This is a genomic window from Pseudomonas sp. E315 (assembly GCF_055406205.1).
Window position 1 is genome coordinate 43,334 of sequence record NZ_JBUZPJ010000012.1, and the last position, 22,034, is coordinate 65,367.

19 protein-coding genes are annotated in these 22,034 nt (G+C 54.7%); 8 read left to right on the forward strand and 11 right to left on the reverse strand.

All coding sequences use genetic code 11. From position 1 onward, the window contains the following. The 4 genes from ACZRJQ_RS16590 to ACZRJQ_RS16605 all read right to left on the reverse strand — a co-directional run bounded on the left by ACZRJQ_RS16590 (position 1) and on the right by ACZRJQ_RS16605 (position 5,181). On the reverse strand, positions 1 to 1,332 hold the full coding sequence (locus ACZRJQ_RS16590) for an HlyD family type I secretion periplasmic adaptor subunit (RefSeq protein WP_463979407.1): 1,332 nt from the start codon (positions 1,330 to 1,332) through the stop codon (positions 1 to 3). Beyond that, on the reverse strand, positions 1,329 to 3,098 hold the full coding sequence (locus ACZRJQ_RS16595; RefSeq protein ID WP_463979408.1) for a type I secretion system permease/ATPase: 1,770 nt from the start codon (positions 3,096 to 3,098) through the stop codon (positions 1,329 to 1,331). The genes ACZRJQ_RS16590 and ACZRJQ_RS16595 overlap by 4 nt, the downstream gene beginning before the upstream one ends. 196 nt (positions 3,099 to 3,294) lie before the next feature. Then, positions 3,295 to 3,726, reverse strand: coding sequence for an AprI/Inh family metalloprotease inhibitor (locus ACZRJQ_RS16600; protein ID WP_463979409.1), 432 nt, complete (start codon positions 3,724 to 3,726; stop codon positions 3,295 to 3,297). A gap of 12 nt (positions 3,727 to 3,738) precedes the next feature. Beyond that, positions 3,739 to 5,181: a serralysin family metalloprotease gene (locus ACZRJQ_RS16605; protein ID WP_463979410.1), complete on the reverse strand. Its 1,443-nt coding sequence runs from the start codon at positions 5,179 to 5,181 to the stop codon at positions 3,739 to 3,741. 770 nt (positions 5,182 to 5,951) lie between these two features. Between ACZRJQ_RS16605 and ACZRJQ_RS16610 the strand changes: the two genes are divergently transcribed. The 5 genes from ACZRJQ_RS16610 (at position 5,952) to ACZRJQ_RS16630 (ending at position 11,164) form a co-directional block, all read left to right on the forward strand. After that, entirely contained in the window at positions 5,952 to 6,977 is a 1,026-nt protein-coding gene (locus ACZRJQ_RS16610) for a LacI family DNA-binding transcriptional regulator (RefSeq protein ID WP_463979411.1), read from the forward strand. A gap of 84 nt (positions 6,978 to 7,061) precedes the next feature. Next, a complete protein-coding gene (locus ACZRJQ_RS16615) occupies positions 7,062 to 7,844 on the forward strand; it encodes a sugar phosphate isomerase/epimerase family protein (protein ID WP_463979412.1) in 783 nt (260 codons plus the stop codon). Next, on the forward strand, positions 7,837 to 8,799 hold the full coding sequence (locus tag ACZRJQ_RS16620) for a sugar kinase (protein WP_463979413.1): 963 nt from the start codon (positions 7,837 to 7,839) through the stop codon (positions 8,797 to 8,799). Before ACZRJQ_RS16615 ends, ACZRJQ_RS16620 begins: the two co-directional genes overlap by 8 nt. A 74-nt stretch (positions 8,800 to 8,873) precedes the next feature. After that, on the forward strand, positions 8,874 to 10,169 hold the full coding sequence (locus ACZRJQ_RS16625; protein ID WP_463979414.1) for an MFS transporter: 1,296 nt from the start codon (positions 8,874 to 8,876) through the stop codon (positions 10,167 to 10,169). Positions 10,170 to 10,189: 20 nt separating this feature from the next. Continuing rightward, a complete protein-coding gene (locus tag ACZRJQ_RS16630) occupies positions 10,190 to 11,164 on the forward strand; it encodes a 2-hydroxyacid dehydrogenase (RefSeq protein WP_463979415.1) in 975 nt (324 codons plus the stop codon). Here the strand turns inward: ACZRJQ_RS16630 and ACZRJQ_RS16635 are convergent, their stop codons facing one another. Genes ACZRJQ_RS16635 through ACZRJQ_RS16650 form a run of 4 tightly spaced genes read right to left on the reverse strand, consistent with a single transcriptional unit; the run spans position 11,165 to position 14,940 of the window. Further along, positions 11,165 to 12,244 (reverse strand): polyamine ABC transporter substrate-binding protein, encoded by a 1,080-nt coding sequence (locus ACZRJQ_RS16635; RefSeq protein ID WP_463979416.1) that lies wholly within the window; start codon positions 12,242 to 12,244, stop codon positions 11,165 to 11,167. 54 nt (positions 12,245 to 12,298) lie between these two features. Beyond that, complete coding sequence (locus ACZRJQ_RS16640; RefSeq protein ID WP_463979417.1) at positions 12,299 to 12,640, reverse strand: cupin domain-containing protein; 342 nt, start codon at positions 12,638 to 12,640, stop codon at positions 12,299 to 12,301. 29 nt (positions 12,641 to 12,669) lie between these two features. Then, complete coding sequence (locus ACZRJQ_RS16645; protein ID WP_463979418.1) at positions 12,670 to 14,073, reverse strand: NAD(P)/FAD-dependent oxidoreductase; 1,404 nt, start codon at positions 14,071 to 14,073, stop codon at positions 12,670 to 12,672. Positions 14,074 to 14,121: 48 nt separating this feature from the next. After that, on the reverse strand, positions 14,122 to 14,940 hold the full coding sequence (locus tag ACZRJQ_RS16650) for a helix-turn-helix domain-containing protein (RefSeq protein ID WP_463979419.1): 819 nt from the start codon (positions 14,938 to 14,940) through the stop codon (positions 14,122 to 14,124). A gap of 279 nt (positions 14,941 to 15,219) precedes the next feature. On the opposite strand from ACZRJQ_RS16650, the gene ACZRJQ_RS16655 reads away from it, so the two are divergent. Then, the gene (locus ACZRJQ_RS16655; RefSeq protein ID WP_463979420.1) at positions 15,220 to 15,498 is read left to right on the forward strand and encodes a DUF1652 domain-containing protein; all 279 of its coding nucleotides are present in this window, start codon (positions 15,220 to 15,222) and stop codon (positions 15,496 to 15,498) included. A gap of 37 nt (positions 15,499 to 15,535) precedes the next feature. Here the strand turns inward: ACZRJQ_RS16655 and ACZRJQ_RS16660 are convergent, their stop codons facing one another. Continuing rightward, complete coding sequence (locus ACZRJQ_RS16660) at positions 15,536 to 18,013, reverse strand: UvrD-helicase domain-containing protein (protein ID WP_463979421.1); 2,478 nt, start codon at positions 18,011 to 18,013, stop codon at positions 15,536 to 15,538. 264 nt (positions 18,014 to 18,277) lie between these two features. On the opposite strand from ACZRJQ_RS16660, the gene ACZRJQ_RS16665 reads away from it, so the two are divergent. Further along, a complete protein-coding gene (locus ACZRJQ_RS16665) occupies positions 18,278 to 18,973 on the forward strand; it encodes a pirin family protein (RefSeq protein WP_463979422.1) in 696 nt (231 codons plus the stop codon). A 64-nt stretch (positions 18,974 to 19,037) separates the two neighbouring features. Here ACZRJQ_RS16665 and punC read toward each other — a convergent pair whose 3' ends face one another. Beyond that, positions 19,038 to 20,219, reverse strand: coding sequence for a purine nucleoside transporter PunC (gene punC, locus ACZRJQ_RS16670; protein ID WP_463979423.1), 1,182 nt, complete (start codon positions 20,217 to 20,219; stop codon positions 19,038 to 19,040). 119 nt (positions 20,220 to 20,338) lie between these two features. Between punC and punR the strand changes: the two genes are divergently transcribed. After that, positions 20,339 to 21,259: a DNA-binding transcriptional activator PunR gene (gene punR, locus ACZRJQ_RS16675; RefSeq protein WP_463979424.1), complete on the forward strand. Its 921-nt coding sequence runs from the start codon at positions 20,339 to 20,341 to the stop codon at positions 21,257 to 21,259. Here punR and ACZRJQ_RS16680 read toward each other — a convergent pair. Next, positions 21,256 to 21,864 carry a LysE family translocator gene (locus ACZRJQ_RS16680; protein WP_463979425.1) on the reverse strand — a complete coding sequence of 203 codons (609 nt, stop codon included), beginning with the start codon at positions 21,862 to 21,864 and terminating at the stop codon, positions 21,256 to 21,258. The genes punR and ACZRJQ_RS16680 overlap by 4 nt on opposite strands. Positions 21,865 to 22,034 lie beyond the last annotated feature (170 nt).

Below are 22,034 nucleotides of genomic sequence, written 5' to 3' on the forward strand. Positions count from 1 at the left end.
CTATTGCTCAGTCAACGCAGAACCTGCGCGATCCAACAGTGGTTTAAACAGGTAGTTGAGCAACGAGCGCTCGCCGGTGCGCACAAACATCTCAGCGGGCATGCCGGGTTTGATCACTAAACCATTAAGTTGCTCCAACGCCAGATCACTGACCGAACTGCGCAGCACGTAGTACGGCATACCGGTCTTTTCATCGAGCATCTGGTCCGCCGAAATCAGACTGACCTCTCCTGTTACCCGGGGTGTGCGGCTTTGGTTGAATGCAGTAAACAGGATGTCTACGGGCAATTGGCTGCCTACTTTGTCCACCAAATTGACCGGCAGGCGCCCTTCTACTTCCAACCGCGTGCCCTGCGGCACGATTTCTAGCAAGGTTTCTCCGGCTCGTACCACAGCGCCTTCAGTGTGCACGCCCAGATTCACGGCAATGCCATCAGACGAGGCGTTTATTTCGCTGTGTTGCAGATCAAAGCCTGCGGAGGTTAGCTGTTGCTCCAACGTCAAACTCTTGAGCTGAGCCTCGGCCAACTGGCTGCGCACTTCTTTTTGATACTCATCAATGTGCTGGGCCAGCTTGAGGCGGGACTCAAGAATGCCTTGCTCAATACGCCCACTTTCCCCCGTGCTTTGGGCCAAGTCTTGCTGCACTTGCGACAGTTGACGTTCGTACTCCATCAAGCGATTGCGCGGGATGTAGCCGTTTTCAGCCAATGGCCGCAAATTGCTCAGTTGTTGGCGTAAGGAGTCGGCTTGCGCCAGTTGATCGCCTCGTGCCCGGCGCATGCCGGATAGCTGTTGAGTGGCGCCCTCAATACTGGCTTTGAGCCCTGCTTGTTCGCGGGCGAATGCTTCACGCCGGCTGCTGAAAAGTTGTTGCTGACCTTCGAGAACCAAAGCCAAACGCGGGTCGGGGTCGTGGCTCAACTCAGCCGGGAAACTCACCTGTTGCAGGTTATCGCGCTCACTTTGCCAGCGCGCCAAACTGGCCCACGCCATACGGTATTGTGCCCGCAACGATTGCACATCAGCTTGGACTTGGGTTTGATCCAGACGAAACAACGGCTCCCCTTGCCTGACTGATTGCCCTTCACGTACCAGAATCTGACTGACCACCCCGGCCCCGAGCGATTGCACAGCCTTGCGCTTGCCAGACACAACCACCGTACCTTGTACGGGAATGCCTTCATCCAGTGGCGCCAAACTGGCCCACGCAAAAAAACTGCCCGCACCGACGATGGTCAGTACCCAGCCGAGCCGTGCATAAAATCCCGCCCCGCGTTCCTGACGTGGCGATTGATGGGTTGGTTTCATGATGTTGGCGTCCTTGCTCATGCGCCAGAACTCTGGGCCTGCGGCTGGTTCTGACGATTCAAACCGACAGCCGCGCCGTGATGGGCGGCCTGTTGCTGTTGTTGTGCGGCTGACAACGCTTTGAGCACATCGTCACGCGGGCCGAACACTTGGGCCTGACCTTCATTGAGCACTAGTAACGTGTCAGCCTGACCCAACGATGAAGCGCGATGGGTCACCAATATCACGGTTCGACCTTGTGCCTTGAGTTGAGCAATCGCGCTGCTCAGCGCTGCTTCGCCAACGGCATCCAGATTGGAATTAGGCTCGTCGAGCACCAACAGGCTCGGGCTCCCATACAACGCCCGAGCCAACGCCACGCGCTGTTTTTGCCCGCCTGACAGGCCACTGCCATCATCGCCCAGCAGCGTGTCATAGCCCTGAGGCAGGCGCAGGATCATCTCGTGAACCCCAGCCTGGCGAGCGGCTGCGACCACTTGCAGTGGGTCAGCTTCGCGAAACCGCGCGATATTTTCGGCAATGGTGCCGCTGAACAACTCAATGTCCTGTGGCAAGTAGCCGATGTAAGGGCCCAGTTGATCACGGTTCCATTGATGAATATCGGCACCATCAAGACGAACCGTCCCGGCCAACGTTGGCCATACGCCTACCAGTACGCGGGCCAATGTCGACTTGCCAGAGCCGGAAGCGCCCAATACGCCCAACACTTCTCCAGCGCCAAGACTGAAACTCAGGTGATGTAACGTCGGTATTGATTTGCCCGGCGGGCCCGCACTCACGTGCTCGAAGCTCACCTGACCGTTGGGGGCAGGCAAAGCCATGTTGTCTTCAGTCACAGGGTGTTCACGCAGCAGGCTATCCAATCGTTGATAGGCCATTTTTGCCGAACTCCATTGCTTCCAGACAGCAATCAGTTGATCGATGGGGCTCAAGACGCGGCCCATCAATATCGAACCGGCAATCATCATGCCTGCACTCATATCGCCCTGAATGACCAGCAAGGCACCTAAGCCCAGCACCAAGGACTGCAAGCACAAGCGTAAGGTTTTACTCGCCGAGCCAATGACTGCACCTGTATCGCTTGCGTTGTTTTGCTCAACCAAAAAACGTGAGTGCACGTCAAACCAGCGTTTGCGCAACACACCTAGCATGCCCATAGCCTGAATAGTTTCGGCGTTGTGCAGATGGCTGGTGGCCAATTGGCTGGATTGCTGGGAGTAAACGCTGGCCAAACTCAACGACTTGCGCGTCATGATCTCGTTGACACACGCCAGGCCAATCAACAGCACGGCGCCTGCCGTGGCGAACATACCCAGCCAGGTATTGAACATAAAAATCACAAACAGATAGACCGGAAACCACGGGGCATCAAAAAAGGCGAACAACGCGGGCCCTGTTACAAATTGTCGAATCAGGGTCAAGTCACCCAACGCCTGCCCAGCGTGGGCCTGACCACTGAACAAATTGCGCTCGAATGCTGCGCGATACACCTGCTTGTTGAATCGCCGCTCCAATTGGCTACCAATGCGAATAACGATAAAACTACGCACGGTTTCAAGTGTGCCAATAAAGATAAAGAACCCCACCACCATCAACGACAACATCGCTAATGTGGTTTTGTTTTGCGAAGACAAGACTCGGTCATACACCTGCAGCATGTAAATCGAAGGAACCAACATCAAAATATTGATCAAGGCGGTAAAACAGCCAACGCTGATCAATATGTTCTTATAGTCACCCAGCGCATGGATTAAAGGTGCGACGGGATTGCTTTTGAGTCGCTTCATGAATCTTCCTTGATCGATTGCTCGCGTTGATAACGGCCAAAGGCTGTTCCCCTGAACAACTTGTCAGGCGTAAAAACAGCAACGTTACTGGCACAGTCAATGCTCGCGCTTCATTGCGCGCATCTGATCCGTAGTTTTGAGGCCTTACTGTTTTATTGTGTGTGGCCTCGAAGGGCTAAACTCGCCAACCCACTATTCACGGTTTTCTTTTACGCTTCATGCGTAAAACTTTTCCTGACGTGAGCCGTGCCTCATAGATATCGGCTTCAGTACGATTCATATGCACTATATCCGTGCCTTTTTTATCTATAAAAAATACGCCGTCGGGTGTGGGTGTCCAACTAACAGGCACTTGCCCCAACCAAGACGCCAAGCACTTTACTTCTGGGCCGAAGGATTTGTTCTCAGCCAACAACTGCACCGTACACGTCTGTGCTGGATTGTCTTGTGAATAGAACGTCCAACCACCCGCCAACTGCGCGGGGCTTAGTAGCAGTAAGGAATTTGCCATAGCGCTCTCTGCGTTGAAGGTCAGCAATGTGGCGACACAGCCCATTACTTTGAAAAAACCGGATGCTGTCATGAGTGCTCCGAGGTGGGCAGAGAGCAGCGCTTGCGCGCTGCTCATGTGTAGGCCTGCTTAAACGACGATGTCGTAAGTCGCCACTTGCCCCACAGTATTCACCAGGAAGTCGGCAATAGCGTGACCGCTGAAGTCGACTTCAAGATGCCCCAGATTGCTGGCCTTGTCATAGCTGACAATGGCTTCGCCTGCACGACCAGTGAATGCGTTAACAAAGTTCAGCCCCTTGGCATTGGTGATCGCCGAGAGGTCGATTTTGTCGAGGCCGCTCTGGAAGTCCATGATGATGTCGGCTGCATGAGGCGCGGAGTCAGACACTGCGCCAAATACAAACACATCAGCCCCTGTGCCGCCCCACAGTGTGTCCGCCCCGCCGCCGCCGTAGATGATGTCGTTACCGGCACCGCCTTTGAGCACGTTGTTAGCGTTATTGCCGATCAACAGGTCGTTGCCTGAACCGCCAATGGCGTTCTCGATGGTGACGCCTTGGGCGATCGACACGTTCCCTGTCATGCCGCCAACGTCCGAGAACGAGCCCGCTGTAAGGTTGATTTTTTGGTTTTGGCTAAAGCCGGAGAAGTCCAGCGTGTCATTACCGCCGCCGTCCCATACCGAGAAAATCAGCTTGTCGCTGGCCGAAGTCGCACTGTAGAAATCGCGGTCAGCCGTGGAGTTGAACCCATAAACGGTGTCGTCAGCACGGGTTTCAAGGTTGGCGCCGTAGAGTTTCTGCACTGCCGCAATGTCATCCAGCAACGGAGCTGATGCGTATGCACCTTCGCCGGTTTTGGTGAAATGCTGACCGGTATTGCTTTCACTCCAATAGCTCATAACGCTGTAGGCGCGGGTGTCTTCGCCATAAACCGCATCCCGATAAGTTGGGTTGCCGTTGCCGGCGTTGTAGTCACCTGGGTGTGACAGGCCAAGGGTGTGGCCAATTTCATGGGTCAGGGTTTGACGACCGTAGTTGCCTTCCCCTGGGGTTTTGTTGACGTCATATTGGCTATTGATCAAGTACCACGACTCACCTTTACGCGAGCTGTTTGGCAAGTAGGCAAATGCGGCACCGCCATTACTTGCACTGAAGTTGGCGAAGGTCATGTGACCGTCATCGCCACGGGACGCCGGGCCCTCGGTAAACGTCACTTTGGCCACGTCAGCCCAAGACTCCAGAGACAGCTTGGCCTGCTCTTTTTGCAGGGAGGAGAATTGGCTGAAAGTCCCAAGCCCACGCATGGCATAACCCGGTGGTGGCGCAGTCAGGAACGTGTAGGTGAGGTTGATAACACCATCGCCGTTAAGGTCGTGCCAGCTCGCACCACTGCGCGTCAATTGGTCAGCGACCTGATCGACAGTGAACGACGGTTTGCCATTAACTAAATGATCGCCGCGATCATAAAAATGGCTGAAGTTATCAATCTGCGTGAAGGCAGAACTGACGCCGCTAATCGACTGGTCCTGATTAACGGACAGTGCCGCTTTCTCTTTAAGCTTCGACATGTAAACACTTCCTTGTTTATCAAATGAGAAGTTTTTGTCAAAAAAAGACGATCCCATGGCGAGATCGTCCTATCACTCGCCGTATATGGCGAGGCGAAATTGACACACCATGAAATATCTCGTCCAGCACTATTTTGACGTCAAAATGACATATTCCTCTAAGTGTCCGAAAACATTAGGCCTTTCGAAGAAATGATTTTTCATATGTGTGCGCAGGCAATGGCGTTATTCTTCACAGGAATAAGCATACAAGTTGAACGTTGAGCGCACCGTCCAACAACTGACCAATCAGTCTGAAGGTTTGCTGAAGCATCAACAGCCCCCTATTTATAAATATTTATATAAACCCTTTGTGGATAGATCATTTAAAGACAGGCCGTCATTTAAACGAACATGTGCCCTCCAACATTAGGGGGAGTGCAAACAATTAAACTTCGACTGAGTTTTTCAACACGTAAATGTCGCATTTGCATACGTTGTAGAGGCGTCTAATCTGCTAACGGCTCTAATTTGCGCGAGGGTGTAAACCCGCAACCAAACCTCCCAACGCGCAACTGACATCATTGATGCGGTAAGTGCTGGCGCAACAGCGTTTCGTCAACCGCCACAACGCTCAGTATCTGTTCAATGGCCGAGGCACTTGAACAACAGCTTCAAACCCACCCCGACAATTGTCACTTGACGGCCTAGGTGATTTGAGTTTTCCTGAAACCGGTTTCAGCGTCTCTCGCGAAACCGCCTGCGATAACTCAAATAAAAGGTTTCAGGCCGTGAACAGTTTTTCTGCCGCTCAGCGCTCTCGCGTCACCATGCAGGATGTTGCCCAGCGTGCTGGCGTTTCCAAAGCCAGTGTGTCGCGCTTTATTGGCGAGGACCGCGCGCTGCTGTCCCAAGCAATTGCCCAGCGTATTGAGCGTGCAATTGAGGAATTGGGCTATCGCCCCAACCAAATGGCCCGAGGCCTTAAGCGTGGCCGTACACGGCTCATCGGCATGTTGGTGGCCGATATTCTGAACCCCTATTCCATTGCCGTGATGCACGGTGTCGAAACCGCCTGCCGTCAGCATGGTTTTAACCTGGTTGTGTGCAACACCGACCGCAACGACGAACAAGAGCGCCAACACCTTGCCGCCCTGCGTTCTTACAACATCGAAGGGCTGATTCTTAATACCCTCGGCCATCATCCTGATGCGTTGCAAGCACTGCATCAGGAAATGCCCATCGTGCTGATTGACCGCAACGTCGAACAACTGCACACCGATCTGGTGGGCCTCGATAATCCGGGGGCTGTGCACATGGCGTTGGAGCATCTTCAACAGCAGGGCTTTCGCGATCTGCTAATGGTCAGTGAGCCGGCTGATGGCACCAGTTCGCGTGTCGAGCGAATCAACAGTTTCACTACCCAAGTGGCGCAACGTCCGACCTTGAGCGGTTCAGTGGTAGAAACCGGTTCGCAACTGCACGCCCGGATTCAAGCCTTCCTGCAAACACCCGGCGCTGGCCCTAAGGCACTGTTTTGTGCCAACGGGGTGGCGGCACTGGCGTGTACTCATGTGTTACGTGCGCTGAGGTGTCGCTTGTTTGAGGACGTGGGTTTAATTGCGTTGGATGACCTGGAGTGGTTCCCCTTGGTCGGCAGCGGCATCACCGCCCTCGCCCAACCTACTCAGCACATTGGCGCCAGCGCCGTTGATTGCCTGCTCGAACGTTTGGGGGGCGACAAAGCCCCTGCCAGGGCGCTGAACTTCTCCGCGCAGTTGATTATTCGCGGCTCTACCCAGCGCGCTATTGCCTGATTTTTTACGGCTGGCAAAACCTTGATCGGTGAGCCAAGCCTTTTGCCTAACAAAAAATGAAACCGGTTTCAGGGGTTAATAACAATGACGACATTTCCCGTTTCCATCAGTCTGTCCAGCTATGGCGCCGACTCGGTACGCCAGTGTGGGCAAGGCAGCTTTGTTGAATTGCTGGCCGGCGCCGGCGTAACGCGCATCGAGCTGCGCGAAGAGCTACTGACCAACGAAGACCCGCTAACGATTAGCCAGCTCATTAATGAGTACGGTCTTGAGTGCGTGTTTTCTTCACCGCTCGAACTGTGGGACGCCGGGCAAACGCGCCCTAACCCACAGTTGCTAAACACTTTGCAGCGGGCTCATGCTTTCGGCGCAACCTGGTTGAAAGTGTCTCTGGGCTACTTCACGGAGCACTGCGATTTGAGCAACCTGGCGGCATGCCTGAGCCAGCAGCCCGTTCGGTTACTGGTGGAGAACGATCAAACCTCCCAAGGTGGGCGAATTGAGCCGCTGCAACGGTTCTTCGACAAGGTAGACCAACTGCAAGTGCCAATCAGCATGACGTTCGACATTGGCAATTGGCAGTGGCAAGACCAATCGGCGAGTACTGCCGCGCGTCTGTTAGGACGGTACGTGACCTATCTGCATTGCAAGGGCGTGGCCCGACGTCCCGATGGCAAGTTGATTGCCACGCCTCCGACCGCCACCGACTTGCAAATGTGGCAACAACTGATGAACCACATGCCTCAAGGCCTGACTCGCGCCATTGAATACCCGTTACAAGGCACCGACTTGAACCGGCTGACCAGAGAGCACGTCGCTGTTCTGGCGCAACTGACCCATGCACAACAGGAACTGAGCCATGTCTAAGGTGGATGTACTGTCCTTTGGCGAAACGATGGCCATGTTGGTGGCTGAACACACGGGTGATCTTGCGCAGGTCGAGCGATTTCATAAACGTATTGCCGGGGCCGACAGCAACGTAGCAATTGGTCTGGCTCGTTTGGGTTTCAATGTGGCGTGGCTGAGTCGGGTCGGCGATGACTCACTCGGGCGTTTTGTGCTCAATGCGTTGCAAGCTGAAGGGCTTGATTGTCAGCAGGTGGCGATTGATCCGCAGCACCCCACCGGTTTTCAGTTCAAGTCTCGCGTCGATGATGGCAGTGATCCGCAGGTGGAATATTTTCGTCGCGGCTCGGCCGCCAGCCACCTGAACTGCTCCGTTATCACGCCACAGCTGTTGAGCGCCGGGCATTTGCATGCCACCGGGATCCCGCCAGCGTTGTCCGACAGTTGCCGCGAATTGTCGTTCGAGCTGATGCAGTCAATGCGAGCTGCCGGACGCAGCGTATCGTTCGACCCTAACTTGCGACCGTCGTTATGGGCCAGCGAGACGCAGATGATCCGTGACATTAATGCCCTCGCCGCTCACGCCGACTGGGTGCTGCCCGGTATAAATGAAGGCCGGTTGCTGACTGGCTATGACGACCCAAGCGACATTGCCGCGTTCTATCTGGATCAAGGCGCCGAGGCGGTCATCATCAAACTGGGCGCCAAGGGTGCGTTTTATCGCACGGCCCAAGTCGAAAGCTTCGTACCTGCGGTGCCCGTCGAACACATCGTTGACACCGTCGGCGCAGGGGATGGTTTTGCCGTGGGCGTGATCAGCGCACTGCTGGAAAACTGCGGCTTTGCTCAAGCTGTACAGCGCGGCAACTGGATCGGCAGCCGTGCCGTGCAAAGTCGTGGAGACATGGAAGGCCTGCCAACCCGTGACGAACTCGTTGAGTACAGCGCATCGCTTGCGCGAGCGGCGGTTCATTGATTCACCCCTCAACCCTGTAACTCAGCTCAACCGTTACCTGCTGCGACAAAAACAACAAGCTCAGGAGCACCGTTATGCAAACGCTAAAACTCGCTGCCCGTCGGTGGTGGTACATCATGCCGATCGTGTTTATCACCTACAGCCTGGCTTACCTGGACCGCGCCAACTATGGCTTCGCCGCGGCCTCCGGGATGGCTGAAGACCTCAATATCACCCCCGGCTTGTCATCGTTACTGGGGGCGCTGTTCTTTCTCGGGTATTTCTTCTTTCAAGTGCCTGGCGCGCTCTACGCTCAGAAAAACAGCGTTAAAAAGCTGATTTTCGTCAGCCTGATTCTCTGGGGCAGCTTGGCGACACTCACGGGTGTGGTGTCCAACGCCTACACACTGATCGTGATCCGTTTCATGCTCGGGGTTGTTGAAGCCGCTGTCATGCCCGCCATGCTGGTGTATTTGTGCCACTGGTTCACCCGTGCTGAACGTTCACGGGCCAATACGTTTCTGATCCTTGGTAATCCCGTCACCATGCTGTGGATGTCCGTGGTTTCAGGCTATTTGGTGCAGCATTACAGCTGGCGTTGGATGTTTATTGTCGAAGGGCTGCCTGCTGTGCTTTGGGCGTTCATTTGGTGGCGACTGGCGGATGATCGGCCTAGCGAAGCCAAATGGCTGAGCACACAAGAGAAGCAAGACCTGCAAAGCGCATTGGATGCAGAACAAGTCGGCATGACCCCAGTTAAAAACTACGCCGCCGCGTTCCGCTCACCCAAAGTCATCTTGCTGGCATTGCAGTTCTTCTGCTGGAGCATTGGCGTTTACGGCTTTGTATTGTGGCTGCCCTCGATCCTCAAGCAAGGCGCACACATGGACATGATCGAGGCCGGCTGGCTTTCGGCTCTGCCCTATCTGGCGGCGGTCATCGCGATGCTGGGTGTGTCGTGGGGTTCGGACAAACTGCAAAAGCGCAAACGCTTCGTCTGGCCACCCCTGTTGATCGCGTCCATCGCCTTCTACGGGTCCTACGCCTTGGGTGCTGAACACTTTTGGTGGTCTTACGCGCTGCTGGTGATTGCCGGGGCCTGTATGTATGCGCCGTACGGCCCATTTTTTGCCATCATCCCGGAAATTCTGCCCTCCAACGTGGCGGGCGGCGCAATGGCGTTGATCAACAGCATGGGCGCTTTGGGATCGTTTTCTGGCTCATATTTGGTGGGTTACTTGAACAGCGAAACGGGCTCGCCGGGAGCGTCTTACCTGCTGATGAGTGGCGCACTGCTGATTTCAGTGCTGCTCACTCTGATGCTTAAGCCCACGGCCAAAAACCCGGCAGCGCCCAAACTTCAGGGCGCTCAGCGTCTTGCCCATTCTTGATTTCAATAGCGGTGACCCCCTTGAAAAAACACGTCGTGCTCTACAAGAAACTCTCGGACGCGCTGATGCAGCGCTTGCAAGACAAGGCTCAGGTCACGCTGATCGAGCGTCTTGATGCGCAAGGGCTCAATCAACTGCGAGCGGCCCTGCCTCAGGCTCAAGGTTTGCTGGGCGCCAGCCTTAAGCTTGACGCCCATCTGCTGGATTTGGCGCCACAGCTAGAAGCCATTGCCAGCGTGTCTGTTGGTGTCGATAACTACGACATCGACTACCTTACCGAGCGCAAAATCCTGCTCACCAATACCCCGGACGTACTCACCGAGACCACCGCTGATACGGGTTTTGCCCTGATTCTGGCCAGTGCCCGGCGTGTCGTCGAGTTGGCGACCCGTGTGCGCAACGGCCAGTGGCAAAAAAACATCGGCCCGGAGCATTTTGGCACCGATGTTCACGGTAAAACCCTGGGCATTATCGGCATGGGCCGCATTGGTGAGGCTTTAGCTCAGCGTGGGCACTTTGGCTTTGGGATGCCGGTGATCTATCACAGTCAATCGCCCAAACCTGCGGTTGAAGCACGTTTTGGCGCGCACTACCGCAGCCTGAACGCTTTGCTCCAAGAAGCTGATTTTGTGTGCTTGACATTGCCGCTCACGGCCGAAACTGAAGGGTTAATCGGCGCAGAACAATTGGCACTGATGCGCCCCGACAGCATCTTCATCAACATTTCTCGGGGCAAGGTGGTCGACGAAGCTGCTTTGATTCACGCCTTGCAACAAGGCCAGATTCGCGGTGCAGGGCTGGATGTGTTTGAGCGAGAGCCTTTGGACCCTGCCTCACCCCTGCTGCAACTGGATAACGTGGTGGCCACGCCGCATATCGGCTCAGCCACCATTGAAACCCGTGAAGCGATGGCACGCTGCGCCGTGGATAACCTACTGGCCGCGTTGGCGGGCGAGCGCCCGGCCAACTTGGTTAATCCGCAAGCGCTAAGGTAATCAGTTACCGGCCTTGATTTTGGTCCACACCCGCGTGCGGGTGCGGTCGATGTTCAGCGGCATGGCCTCCAGTGCAAACAATGTGTCCATCATTGCAGGGGTTGGATACACCTTGGTGTCAGCCTTGATTTCAGGGTTGACCAACGCGTCGGCCTGCTCATTGCCATTGGCGTAATGCACGTAGTTGCTGATCCCGGCCATCACGTCCGGGCGCAGCAAGTAATTCATAAAGCTGTACGCTGCTTTTTCATCGGGCGCATCCGCGGGCATGGCGACCATGTCAAACCAGATGGCTGCGCCTTCTTTGGGGATTGAATAGCCTATGTCGACCCCATTTTTAGCTTCTTTGGCTCGGGTTTCAGCTTGCAGAATGTCACCAGAGAACCCCACCGCTACACAGATATTGCCGTTGGCCAAGTCGCTGGTGTACTTGGACGAGTGAAAGTAGCTGATGTAAGGGCGGACCTTGAGTAGCAGCTCTTCCGCTTTTTTGTAATCTGCCGGGTTCTTGCTGTGGTGGGGCAACCCCAGATAATTCAGTGCGGCGGGTAGTACTTCGGGGCCGTTGTCCAGAATCGCCACGCCACACTTGCTGAGTTTTTCCATGTTTTCGGGTTTGAAGATCAAATCCCAAGAGTCGACGGGAGCATCATCCCCCAGCACTGCTTTAACTTTTGCGATGTTGTAACCGATTCCGGTGCTGCCCCACAGATAAGGGAAGCCATGTTCGTTACCTGGATCGTTGGCTTGCAGCGCTTTGAGCAATACCGGATTGAGGTTCTTCCAGTTCGGTAGCTGGCTCTTGTCGAGTTTTTTCAGCGCCCCACCCTGAATCTGTCGCGCCATGAAGTGGTTGGACGGAAACACCACGTCATACCCCGAGTTGCCGGTCATCAACTTGCCGTCCAGGGTTTCGTTGCTGTCGTAAACGTCGTAGCTGAAACCAACGCCGGTATCACGCTCAAAGTTCTTCAGCGTGTCAGGCGCAATGTAGTCCGACCAGTTATAGATTTTTACGGTTTCGCCAGCCTGACACAGGGTACCGGCGAGCATCAGAGGTAACAGGGTCATACGGATCATGATTCGATTCCTTGCGTATTGTGAGCAGCTGTTTTTATCGGCAGGTTTCGGCGATCAAAGGATCAATACATAAGTCTTGCGCACGGTTTCCTGGATATCCCAGATGCCGGTGCTATTGGCAGGCAACATCAGTGCATCGCCCGCTTCTATGGTCAGTGGCTCGCCCTCGTCCGGGGTGAAGGTGCAGCGCCCTTGAATGAAGTGACAGAACTCTTGCGCCACAATCTGGCGTCGCCAGCGTCCGGGCGTGCATTGCCAAATACCGGTTTCGACGCCATCGTTGCGCTCAACACAGGTCACAGAGGTGATGGCGACCGGATGGCCCAGGGGCACCGCCACTGGGGCCGACTCATCCAGCACGACATGGCCGGTGTTTTTGAACTGAGTGATGCTCATGTGATTTTCCTGATCCACGTAGGGTTGGGTTAGCGCATTAAACCTTCCATAAAACCGGCCAAACGGCTGGCGAATATCCGACGCCAGCGTGCGCTGTTTGGGTTTGCCAAGGTTTGGTCTTCGTACACAAAGCTGCGAATGATCGCGTTGTAGCCCAGCCAGCGGCAGGGTTCAGGCTCCCAGCTTTTGAGCGCCTTGAGCCCCCCTTCAGTCAGCACCCAGGGCTGCTTGGCCTCAAGGGTGTCACGCTGCAAGATCAGATCGGCCAAGGTTCGTCCGCCCAAATGGCTAGCCCCCACGCCTTCTCCGCCGTAACCACCGGCCAAGGCAATGCCCTGTTGGCGATCGCAGAGCATGTGTGGATGAAAGCGCCGCGACATGCCCAAATTGCCACCCCACGCATGACTGATGGGCACGCTTTGCAACTGAGGAAACAACTCGCCAAACAAGTAGCGACGCAGCTCAATTTCACTTTGGCTCAGGTCGAAGTCATGGCGCAGCCGCCCCGCAAACTGGTAGCCGCCCCGAGCGCCAAATACCAACCGGTTATCAGCGGTGCGCTGGCCGTAGGTAACTTGGCGGCTGCTTTCGCTGAAGGCTTGCCCTTGTGACAGCCCGATGCCATCCCACGTAGCTACTGACAAGGGTTCGGTGGCGATCAACAAACTCTGTACCGGTAATTGATAGCGCCCCAAAGGGGCCAAGGTATTGGCATAACCTTCAACGGCAGGTACTACCCAGCGGCTGCGTACCTGTGCTTTGGCTGTGCGCACACTGCCCGATTGCCAATGGGTGACGGGGCTTTGCTCAAACAGTTGCACACCCATGCGCTCAACTGTTCGGGCCAGCCCGCGAACCAACTTGGCTGGGTGAAGGGTTGCCACATGCGGGGTGAAAATTGCGCCATAGGGCTTGGCCACGCGGAGCTGGCGGGCAAGTTGGTCAGGGCTAAGCCAGTGATAGTCGGATTCGTTCAAACCTTGGGCGTATAGCCCGGCCAGATACTGGCGCAAGCTGGTTTCTTGCTCCGGATAACGCGCTGCGCAGTACAGTGCGCCGCCCTTGCGGTAGTCACACTCAATGCCCTCATGCTCGATGACGCGCTTCACTTCATCAGGAATGCCGTGAAGTAATTCAAACGACGTCCGCCGCTCCTCCGGCGACAAGCCTGCAAGCAGGCGGTCTTCTCCTAACAAGTTGCCCATCAGCCAGCCGCCGTTGCGCCCGGAGGCACCAAACCCTGCGGTTTGGGCCTCAACGATGGCAATGCTTAATTCAGGCGCATGTTGCTTGAGGTAATACGCCGTCCAAAGCCCGGTATAGCCAGCACCAATGATGGCCACGTCAACATCGAGGTCATGCTCCAGCGATGCTCGCGGCGTAAGATCGTCCTGTTGATCCATCCATAAGCTGATTGCGCGCCATGCTGGCATTGCCGACTCCACACTGTTTCAAGAATGGGCCGATCCTAGCGTTTGGCTTCAAGGGGCGTCTTGCGTGCGTACCCGCAAAGAAATTTGTTTGGCGTAAGCCTTGGGCGATTGACCTGTGTGCTGGCGAAAGCAGCTGTAAAAGGCAGAAATAGAGTTAAACCCCGCCGAAAAGGCCAAATCATCGATTTTGATCGTCGAGGCTGACGCCTCCAGCGTTGTCAGCACATGGCGCAAACGGGCTTGGTTCACATACCGGTAAAAGCTTTGCCCCAAGACTTGATTGAGCAAATAGGACATCTGGTTGCGCGTATAGCCACAGGCGTTGGCCACTTGTTGCAAGTCCAATTCAGGGTCAAGGTAGGGTTGCTGCTGCTCGAAATAACTCTGCAGGTCTTGGGCCATAAAGCTCAACTGCCGGGCTGACAAACCAAGACGACTGACTGCCGGACGCAAGGGTGAGGCGCGTTCTGCATTGAGCGGTGCTTCATGCACCAGCGAAGCATACTCATTGACGCGCCACACCAAGCCATCTCGTACGGTGATGGCTTCACTGGCTCTAAATGACACCAATCCTTGGCTGCCGCGCAACGTCATGCGGTACTGAATGAATGCCGTATTGCCATCGATACGGATGCGGTCACTGTGCTCAAGCGCTTCATCTGGATCCCTTGGCATGCTCAGTTGCACGTACTCACGCAGCTCATCATGCACCATGACCCGGTTCTGAAAAAAATCGTGATACCGCACCTGCGGGTGATAAAGCGCCATCACCCCATCCAGATCCCGATGCTTCCAGCACAAGTGGTAGCGCATAACGGTTTCGCGGGTGGCCTGGGTTTGTTCGGGGCCGTCATCGGGGACTGACATAATTTGCTCGAAAACAAAAAACTGAGAGTGCCTAGTTTGAGCGCTTGCTTCAATGCCCGATGGGCAAGGTGCGACAGTGCACAAACGTGAAATGGCGCACGCTAAATCGCTTCAGTGCATGATTTGCATCAAAAACCGACCAAACATCCCACCTCAAACCAAGAAAAGGCTTAGCGTGATGCACTTGGGGTGCTAGGTTTAAACACGAAATTGTCGCAAACACACATGGCCGGGTTAGACGACTGGCTGTCCCTACTGTGAGCTAAAGGAAGCGCTCTTATGAACCAGGTGGGCAATATCAACAAAGTTACCTTTCCAAACGCGTGCCAACTGATGCGTTGGCATTTTCACCCAATGGGCTTTGAGGCGACCATGGACGCGCCGGGAAGCATGATTGCCCGGCTGTTTGACAGGGCCAGCGGCGAGACGATGATCGCCATCGCCGGCATTCCGTGCTCAACCGTGATGAGTGCCATGGAAGTTGGGCGCATCATTCAAGCCGTGGAGGACGAACTCGAGAGTTTCGTGCCGCCAGCGACTTGGCAGGCCTTGGCCTAGCCTGCTTGGAGCGCGGCTTGCCCGCGCTCGCACCGCCTCAGTTGACGTCTACATTTACCGCACGCAGGTCCTCAAAGAACGCCTTCCCTTTAGGGATACGTTCAGAGGCCCGCGGGATATTCGGCCCTTGCGCGTCCTGACTCTCTACATACCAATAACAATGCTTCACTGCGCGGGTAATGCCGACGTACGCCAATCGTAAAATTTCGTCCTTCTGCGCACTGTCGTACGACTCAGGGTCACCGTCCTTGGCCAGACCGGCAATGCGGTACACCTGATTTTTATAAGGCGAAGACGTCAGATGCTGACAGTCACCCAGCAAAAATACGGCATCGGCTTGCAAGCCCTTGGCGCTGTGATAAGTCAGTAACTTGAGCCTGCGAAGTTCAGGCGCCAAGTTAGAATCAACATTAATTAAAGATTGAATTTCCTTTTCTATCAATAGCTTGTCGCTACTTTTTCGAAACAACATTAATACGCTGTCGCCAGCGTTGTAGTGCTCAATCAAGCGGGCCGCCAAGTCTTGATCGTCCCGGTTGAGCACATGCACGGGCAGCAAGGCTTTGGGCTCTCCACTGGCCTTGGCGCGCTTGCCCGCAATGGCCGGGGCCGCACGCACAATGTGTTCGGCAGCATCAATGATGTGCTGATGGCTACGGTAGTTGTCACTGAGCATCACCCGCGTGGTGGCAGGCGAAACGAACTCTTTGTTGAACGCCATAAAATACTTGGGTGAACTGCCGCGCCAACCGTAGATTGATTGCCAGTCATCCCCCACGCACAGTAAGGAAGAGCGCTGGGCCGCACGCCCAACGTGCATTGCCGGGCCACGACTGCGGATCTCACGCAAGCTGGCACGCAGCCATGACACGATTTGCGGCGACACATCCTGAAACTCGTCAATCATCAAGTGCGACAACGGGCGCAACTGCTCGTGGCTCAGTAATTTGAAGTTTTGTGGGGTGTTTTCTCCAAACAGAGAGAACATGCGGTTATAGGTCATGACTGGGGGCGACAGCCCAAGCAAGTGATCTTCCAGAGCGCGCCAAAACAAACTCAAGGCTTCAAAGAAAAAACGGTCAGGATCGTCCTTGGCAAAGCGCATGCCTGCTACGGCTGCGGCCACGTCCAGGCCCAGGTTCTCGATAAAACCGGCGGCTGCCACAAAGCAGTCCAATAACGGCGCCGAACTCAACTCGCCTTTAATCTTGTAATCAAAGCCAGGCCCTGAACTTGCGTCTTCACCTAATGAAGAAACAATGCGCTTCGCGTCGTCATAGGTTTCTAACCAAATCAATGGCTTATTGCAAAAAGCTCGAAACAGCGTTCGCTTGACAGCCCACTCGGCACGCACGCTCAACTTGGCATTAGGGCGACTCAAGTTAGCGCTCTCGCGTGGGTCAAACCCCAGAACCACCCAAGCATCCAGCGCGGGGATATAGCCGTGGCAATGAAACAACGCGCCATTGATTTCGACTGTTTGCCGATTGGGCTCGATCCCATTGATGGGCCACGCCCCCGCTGCAAACCATAAGTCCTCCAAGGTGTCGCACAGCTCCTCGTCACGCTTGGCGGCAAGCTCTGTCACCGCCATGCGCTTTTGCACATCGGGGTGTTCACGCTCAAGTTCTTTGAGCTGTAAAGCGTGTCGACAAAGAGGAGCCAGCGTTTCACGAAAACGCTCATTGCTAGAGTAAAGACGGTGGTAGCAGGCGTTTAACTGATGGCGCTGGGCATCATTAATGCGCAAATCAAAGGGGTTGCTGTCAGTGTCGTCATCGCCCTGCAAGTTACGCGTGTTGAGGGTTTCAAAGGCCTGCAACTGGCTGTAACCCGGCAAGCTGCGCACCATTGGCAGAATGCGTGAGTGGAATGTGCGCACCACCTCGCGAGCTTCCTTAAGGGGCAGCGTGTGCCCCCAAAGGGCGAAGATCTCCACTAACTTGGTGATGAAGTCCTTACGCGATTCCCGAGTGAAGGTCACCACCGTCATTGAGCTGAGTTCAAACCCCAGGTAGTGCTTGAGCAGCAAAATGCGCAACACCAGCGAGGTCGACTTGCCGGCCCCCGCTCCCGCCACAACCGACGTTGAGGGGGTATCACTGAAAATCATCTTCCATTGCGCAGCACTCGGTTGCGCGTATTCAGGCAAGCGTGCGGCTACATCGGCCTTGATCAGTTTTTTCAACTCAGGGCTTAACGGCAAGCGCCAGTCATCAAATAAGTCATCGTCAACACCGGGTGCACTTGGGGTTTGAGGCCGTTTATCGCTGATCAAGAGCACTTGCTGGCCTTGTTCCAACCCTTCGGCATGCCCTTCTTGAAAGCCATATTCGACTCCGGCGCTGTGCCCGCTGCGAAAACCATCGGCCTGCCCATGCAACCATGACGCTGCATGCTGCGCCTGCAAACGGTTTAAGCCACTGCCAAATAATCTGGCGGCTAAACGTTTGAGCAAAGGTAATTGGGTAACGGGGACAAGTTCGGCAGGCAATTCGGAATTGTGTTGCGGCACGCTGACTCCAGGGTATGAGGCTGTCGGGGTGGATGCGCTATGGTCGCTCCATTGCGTCCAGACTTCTAGCTAATTGCTTGAGCATCAGCTGTTTAGAACACCTTGTGAACGTAAACACCGTGGCACTCACACGCCTGATAATCTATTTATTCGATTGTTTTAACGTATTTTTTAATCTTTTTGTCGATATGTTCCTGATGGAGAATGGCCCACATCATCAACCGGGTATCTGTTGTCACAGTAAACCTGAACAGGAGAACAATCATGCTCGAACTCAGACCCTTCGCGACTCTGGGCGGCGCACACCACGGTTGGTTGGACGCCCATCATCACTTTTCGTTCGCGCAGTACCATGACCCAAAACGCATGCACTGGGGCAACTTGCGGGTGTGGAACGATGATGTCATTGCGCCGGGTACTGGCTTCGCGCAACACCCGCATCGCGACATGGAAATCATCACTTATGTGCGTGAAGGCGCGATCACTCACGAAGACAATTTGGGCAACAAAGGCCGTACCGAAGCGGGAGACGTACAGGTCATGAGCGCTGGCACCGGAATCGCTCACAGCGAATACAACCTGGAAGCTGCGCCGACCAAGATTTTCCAGATTTGGATTATCCCGAATCAAGCAGGCGATGCACCTTCGTGGGGGGCAAAGCCATTTCCTAAAGGCTCGCGTGAAGGCTTTGTGACCTTAGCCAGCGGCAAAGACGGCGATCACGAAAGCCTGCGCATCAGGGCTGATGCTCGATTGGTTGCGGCCAATCTCAAAGCAGGAGAAACCGCAGAATACCGTTTGGAAAAAGGCCGACGGGCCTATCTCGTGCCTGCAACGGGTGTCATCGAAGTCAATGGTTTACGTGCTCAAGCTCGCGATGGTGTGGCAGTTGCACAAGAGTCGCTGCTGAGCGTTACCGCTATCGAGGACAGTGAAATCGTATTGGTCGATGTTGCTTGATGGCGGACGTTAAAAGGCCGAACACAGCGCCACTGGGTTCGGCCTTTTTGTACGAGATTGAGGTTCAGCGTGTGGCCAGACCTTCAGGGATTGCTTTTCGACGCTGAATAAAATAGCCCAAGACAGCCAGTGGCGCCGAAGCAAGCATGACTTCAACAGTTATTTGAAGTGGAAGGTTGATATAAGTCGACACCAGTAAACTGGCCAGAAAGCACAGCCCTAATTGCAGCGTATTCTGCAACGCTGCGGCTTTGCCGGAGTTATCTGAAAATGGCATGAGCGCATTGGCCACAACAATCGGGTAACTTGCGCCATTAACCAGTGCCATCAAGCAAAACGGAATCAGCAACGTGGTCAGGGTTGGTTCGGTTTGTGTTGCAACGACGTACAACCCCACCATGCTCGCGCAATAGGCCAGTAACAACCAGGGCAGCAATGAACGGCCCTTGATGTGCTGCAGGGCACTGCGGCAGCTGTAGCCACCCAGTAAAAAGGCCAGCGTGGGCAAGGCGTAACTCAAACCAATGTCGTTCGGGCTATACCCCATATCGCCGAGGATGAACGGAGACGCTGTCAGCCAAGCAAAGAAGCTGGCCGAACAGGCCGCGAAAATCATCACATTGCCGCTGAAATTGGCCGAGCGAATCAACTGCCAGTAGCTCACGTGCGGCTTGACTGACGTGGTGCTTGGGCGCGGTTTTTCTTTAAGCAACAACGTAGGAACTATCAACAATAGAGCCAGCGCAAAGAGCGCCGCAAAAATAGCCTGCCACCCCAAATGGTCCAGCAACACCGCACCTAACAAAGGCGCCAGTGCAGGTGATAACGCCATCAACGGCATGATGCTGGCAAACACACGGTTCGCTTTGTCTGCCGGATAACGGTCGATTACAAGCGCCTGCCACGTCACAGCCGCCGCACAGATGCCAATGGCCTGAATAAACCGCACGCTTAGCATCAGCACGGCACTCTCGACCCACAACATTCCCAGGCAACCCACGGCAAATAACGACAGCCCGGCTAGCAGCACAGGCTTGCGGCCCATGCGGTCAGACAGTGGCCCCCAAATCAGCTGCCCGAATGCAAATCCCGCCAAGAAAATGCTCAGGCTTGCACCCACTGCCCCCGCTGAAAGCTGTAGTTCTGTGCGCAATGTGCCAAAGGCTGGCAGGTACATATCCATCGCCAAGTAGCCCAGCATGCTGAGTCCGGCGAGATAACAGGTAAAACCAAAAGAGTTTTTCATGAACACCCAAATACTTGCCATCAAACAATTTGTTGACTGGCGGGCATTATCCATCTGACCATTTGCTTGTGAAGCGATAATAATTGTCAATTGACATCAACTTATTTGAAGGCAACTTGATGTGGTCTGAATACTCTTTGGATGTAATTGACGCGGTTGCCCGACACGGCAGTTTCAGTGGTGCGGCACAAGAGCTGCACCGCGTGCCTTCTGCCATCAGCTATACCGTTCGCCAATTGGAGCAATGGCTGGCCGTGCCTTTATTTGTGCGTCGCCACCGTGATGTTGAACTAACTCCGGCTGGCAAGCTGTTTGTTAAAGAAGCCCGTGACGTGATGAAAAAAATGCTCGGCACTCGACGCATGTGTCAGCAAGTCGCTAATGGCTGGAGTGGTCAGCTACGCGTGGCGGTGGATTGCATCATCAAACACTCGCGTTGCACGCAAATGGTGCTCGACTTTTATCGACACTTCCCTGACGTGGAGCTGCTGGTTCAATACGAGGTGTACAACGGCGTGTGGGATGCGCTGGTCGATGGCCGCACCGACATTGCGATTGGTGCGACCCGCGCAGTACCGGTAGCAGGCAGTTTTGCTTTTCGCGACATGGGGCTTTTTCACTGGTTATGCGTTGCCAGCCCGAAACACCCGCTGGCATCACTCAAAGGCCTGCTCACTGATGAACAACTGCGGCCTTATCCTTCGTTGTGCATGGACGACACTTCACGCAACTTGCCCAAGCGTGATACCTGGACGCTGGATAACCAACGCCGCTTGATGGTGCCTGATTGGGCCAGTGCATTGGCGTGCCTGAGTCATGGTTTGTGCCTGGGTATGGTGCCCGCACATTTGGCCCAGCCTTTGATTGATCAGGGGCAACTGACTGAACTGCACTTGCAACGCCCCTTCCCGCCCAGCCCATCTTGCATTGCGTGGGCACAAAACAATCACTCACCGGCCATGAGCTGGTTGCTGGAATATCTGGGTGACAGCACAACCCTCAATCAAGAGTGGCTTAACGATATTGCTGCTCTGGATTAATGTTCGAACACAATGGGATACAACGACGCCACCAACATAAGCGCCATAGTCAGGTTGAAGACCATCAGCCACTTAGGTTTGGCCAGCACTGTGCGCAATGCGCTGCCACAGCCTGCCCAAACGCACACACTGGGCAGGTTAATGAGTGCAAAGACCATAGCGATGACAAAAACGTTAGTAATGTAGCCCTGCGATGGGGTGTAAGTGGTGATTGCACCGACAGCCATTACCCATGCCTTAGGGTTGACCCACTGAAACGCTGCAGCGCCCCAAAACCCCAACGGCTCGCCGTGCGATGCCTCTGATGTAGACAGCGGCCCTGAAGTCGCGACTTTCCATGCCAAGTACAACAAGTACGCTGCCCCCACATAACGCAACACCGTGTAGGCCATCGGCATGGCCTTAAATACCCCGCCCAACCCTAAACCTACGGCCAATACCAACACCATAAAGCCGCAGCTAATACCCAGGGCATGAGGAACGGTACGGCGAAAACCAAAGTTAACGCCAGACGCCAGCAGCATGGTGTTGTTAGGGCCCGGTGTAATGGACGAAACAAACGCAAACATCGCAAAGGCAGATAACAACTCAAGGGAAAATGGCATTATTTGATCCGACGGTAAGGGCGAGTTAACTCACCCTATCGGATTGTTTAGCCGGGACTACGTTACAGCTACGAACTATTTTTACCGCACACATTTTGTGACGTTGCGCCAAAAGCCCTTAAACCTTCAGCAGATAAAACTTTGTAGTCAGAGCAACTTCTGACTTCACT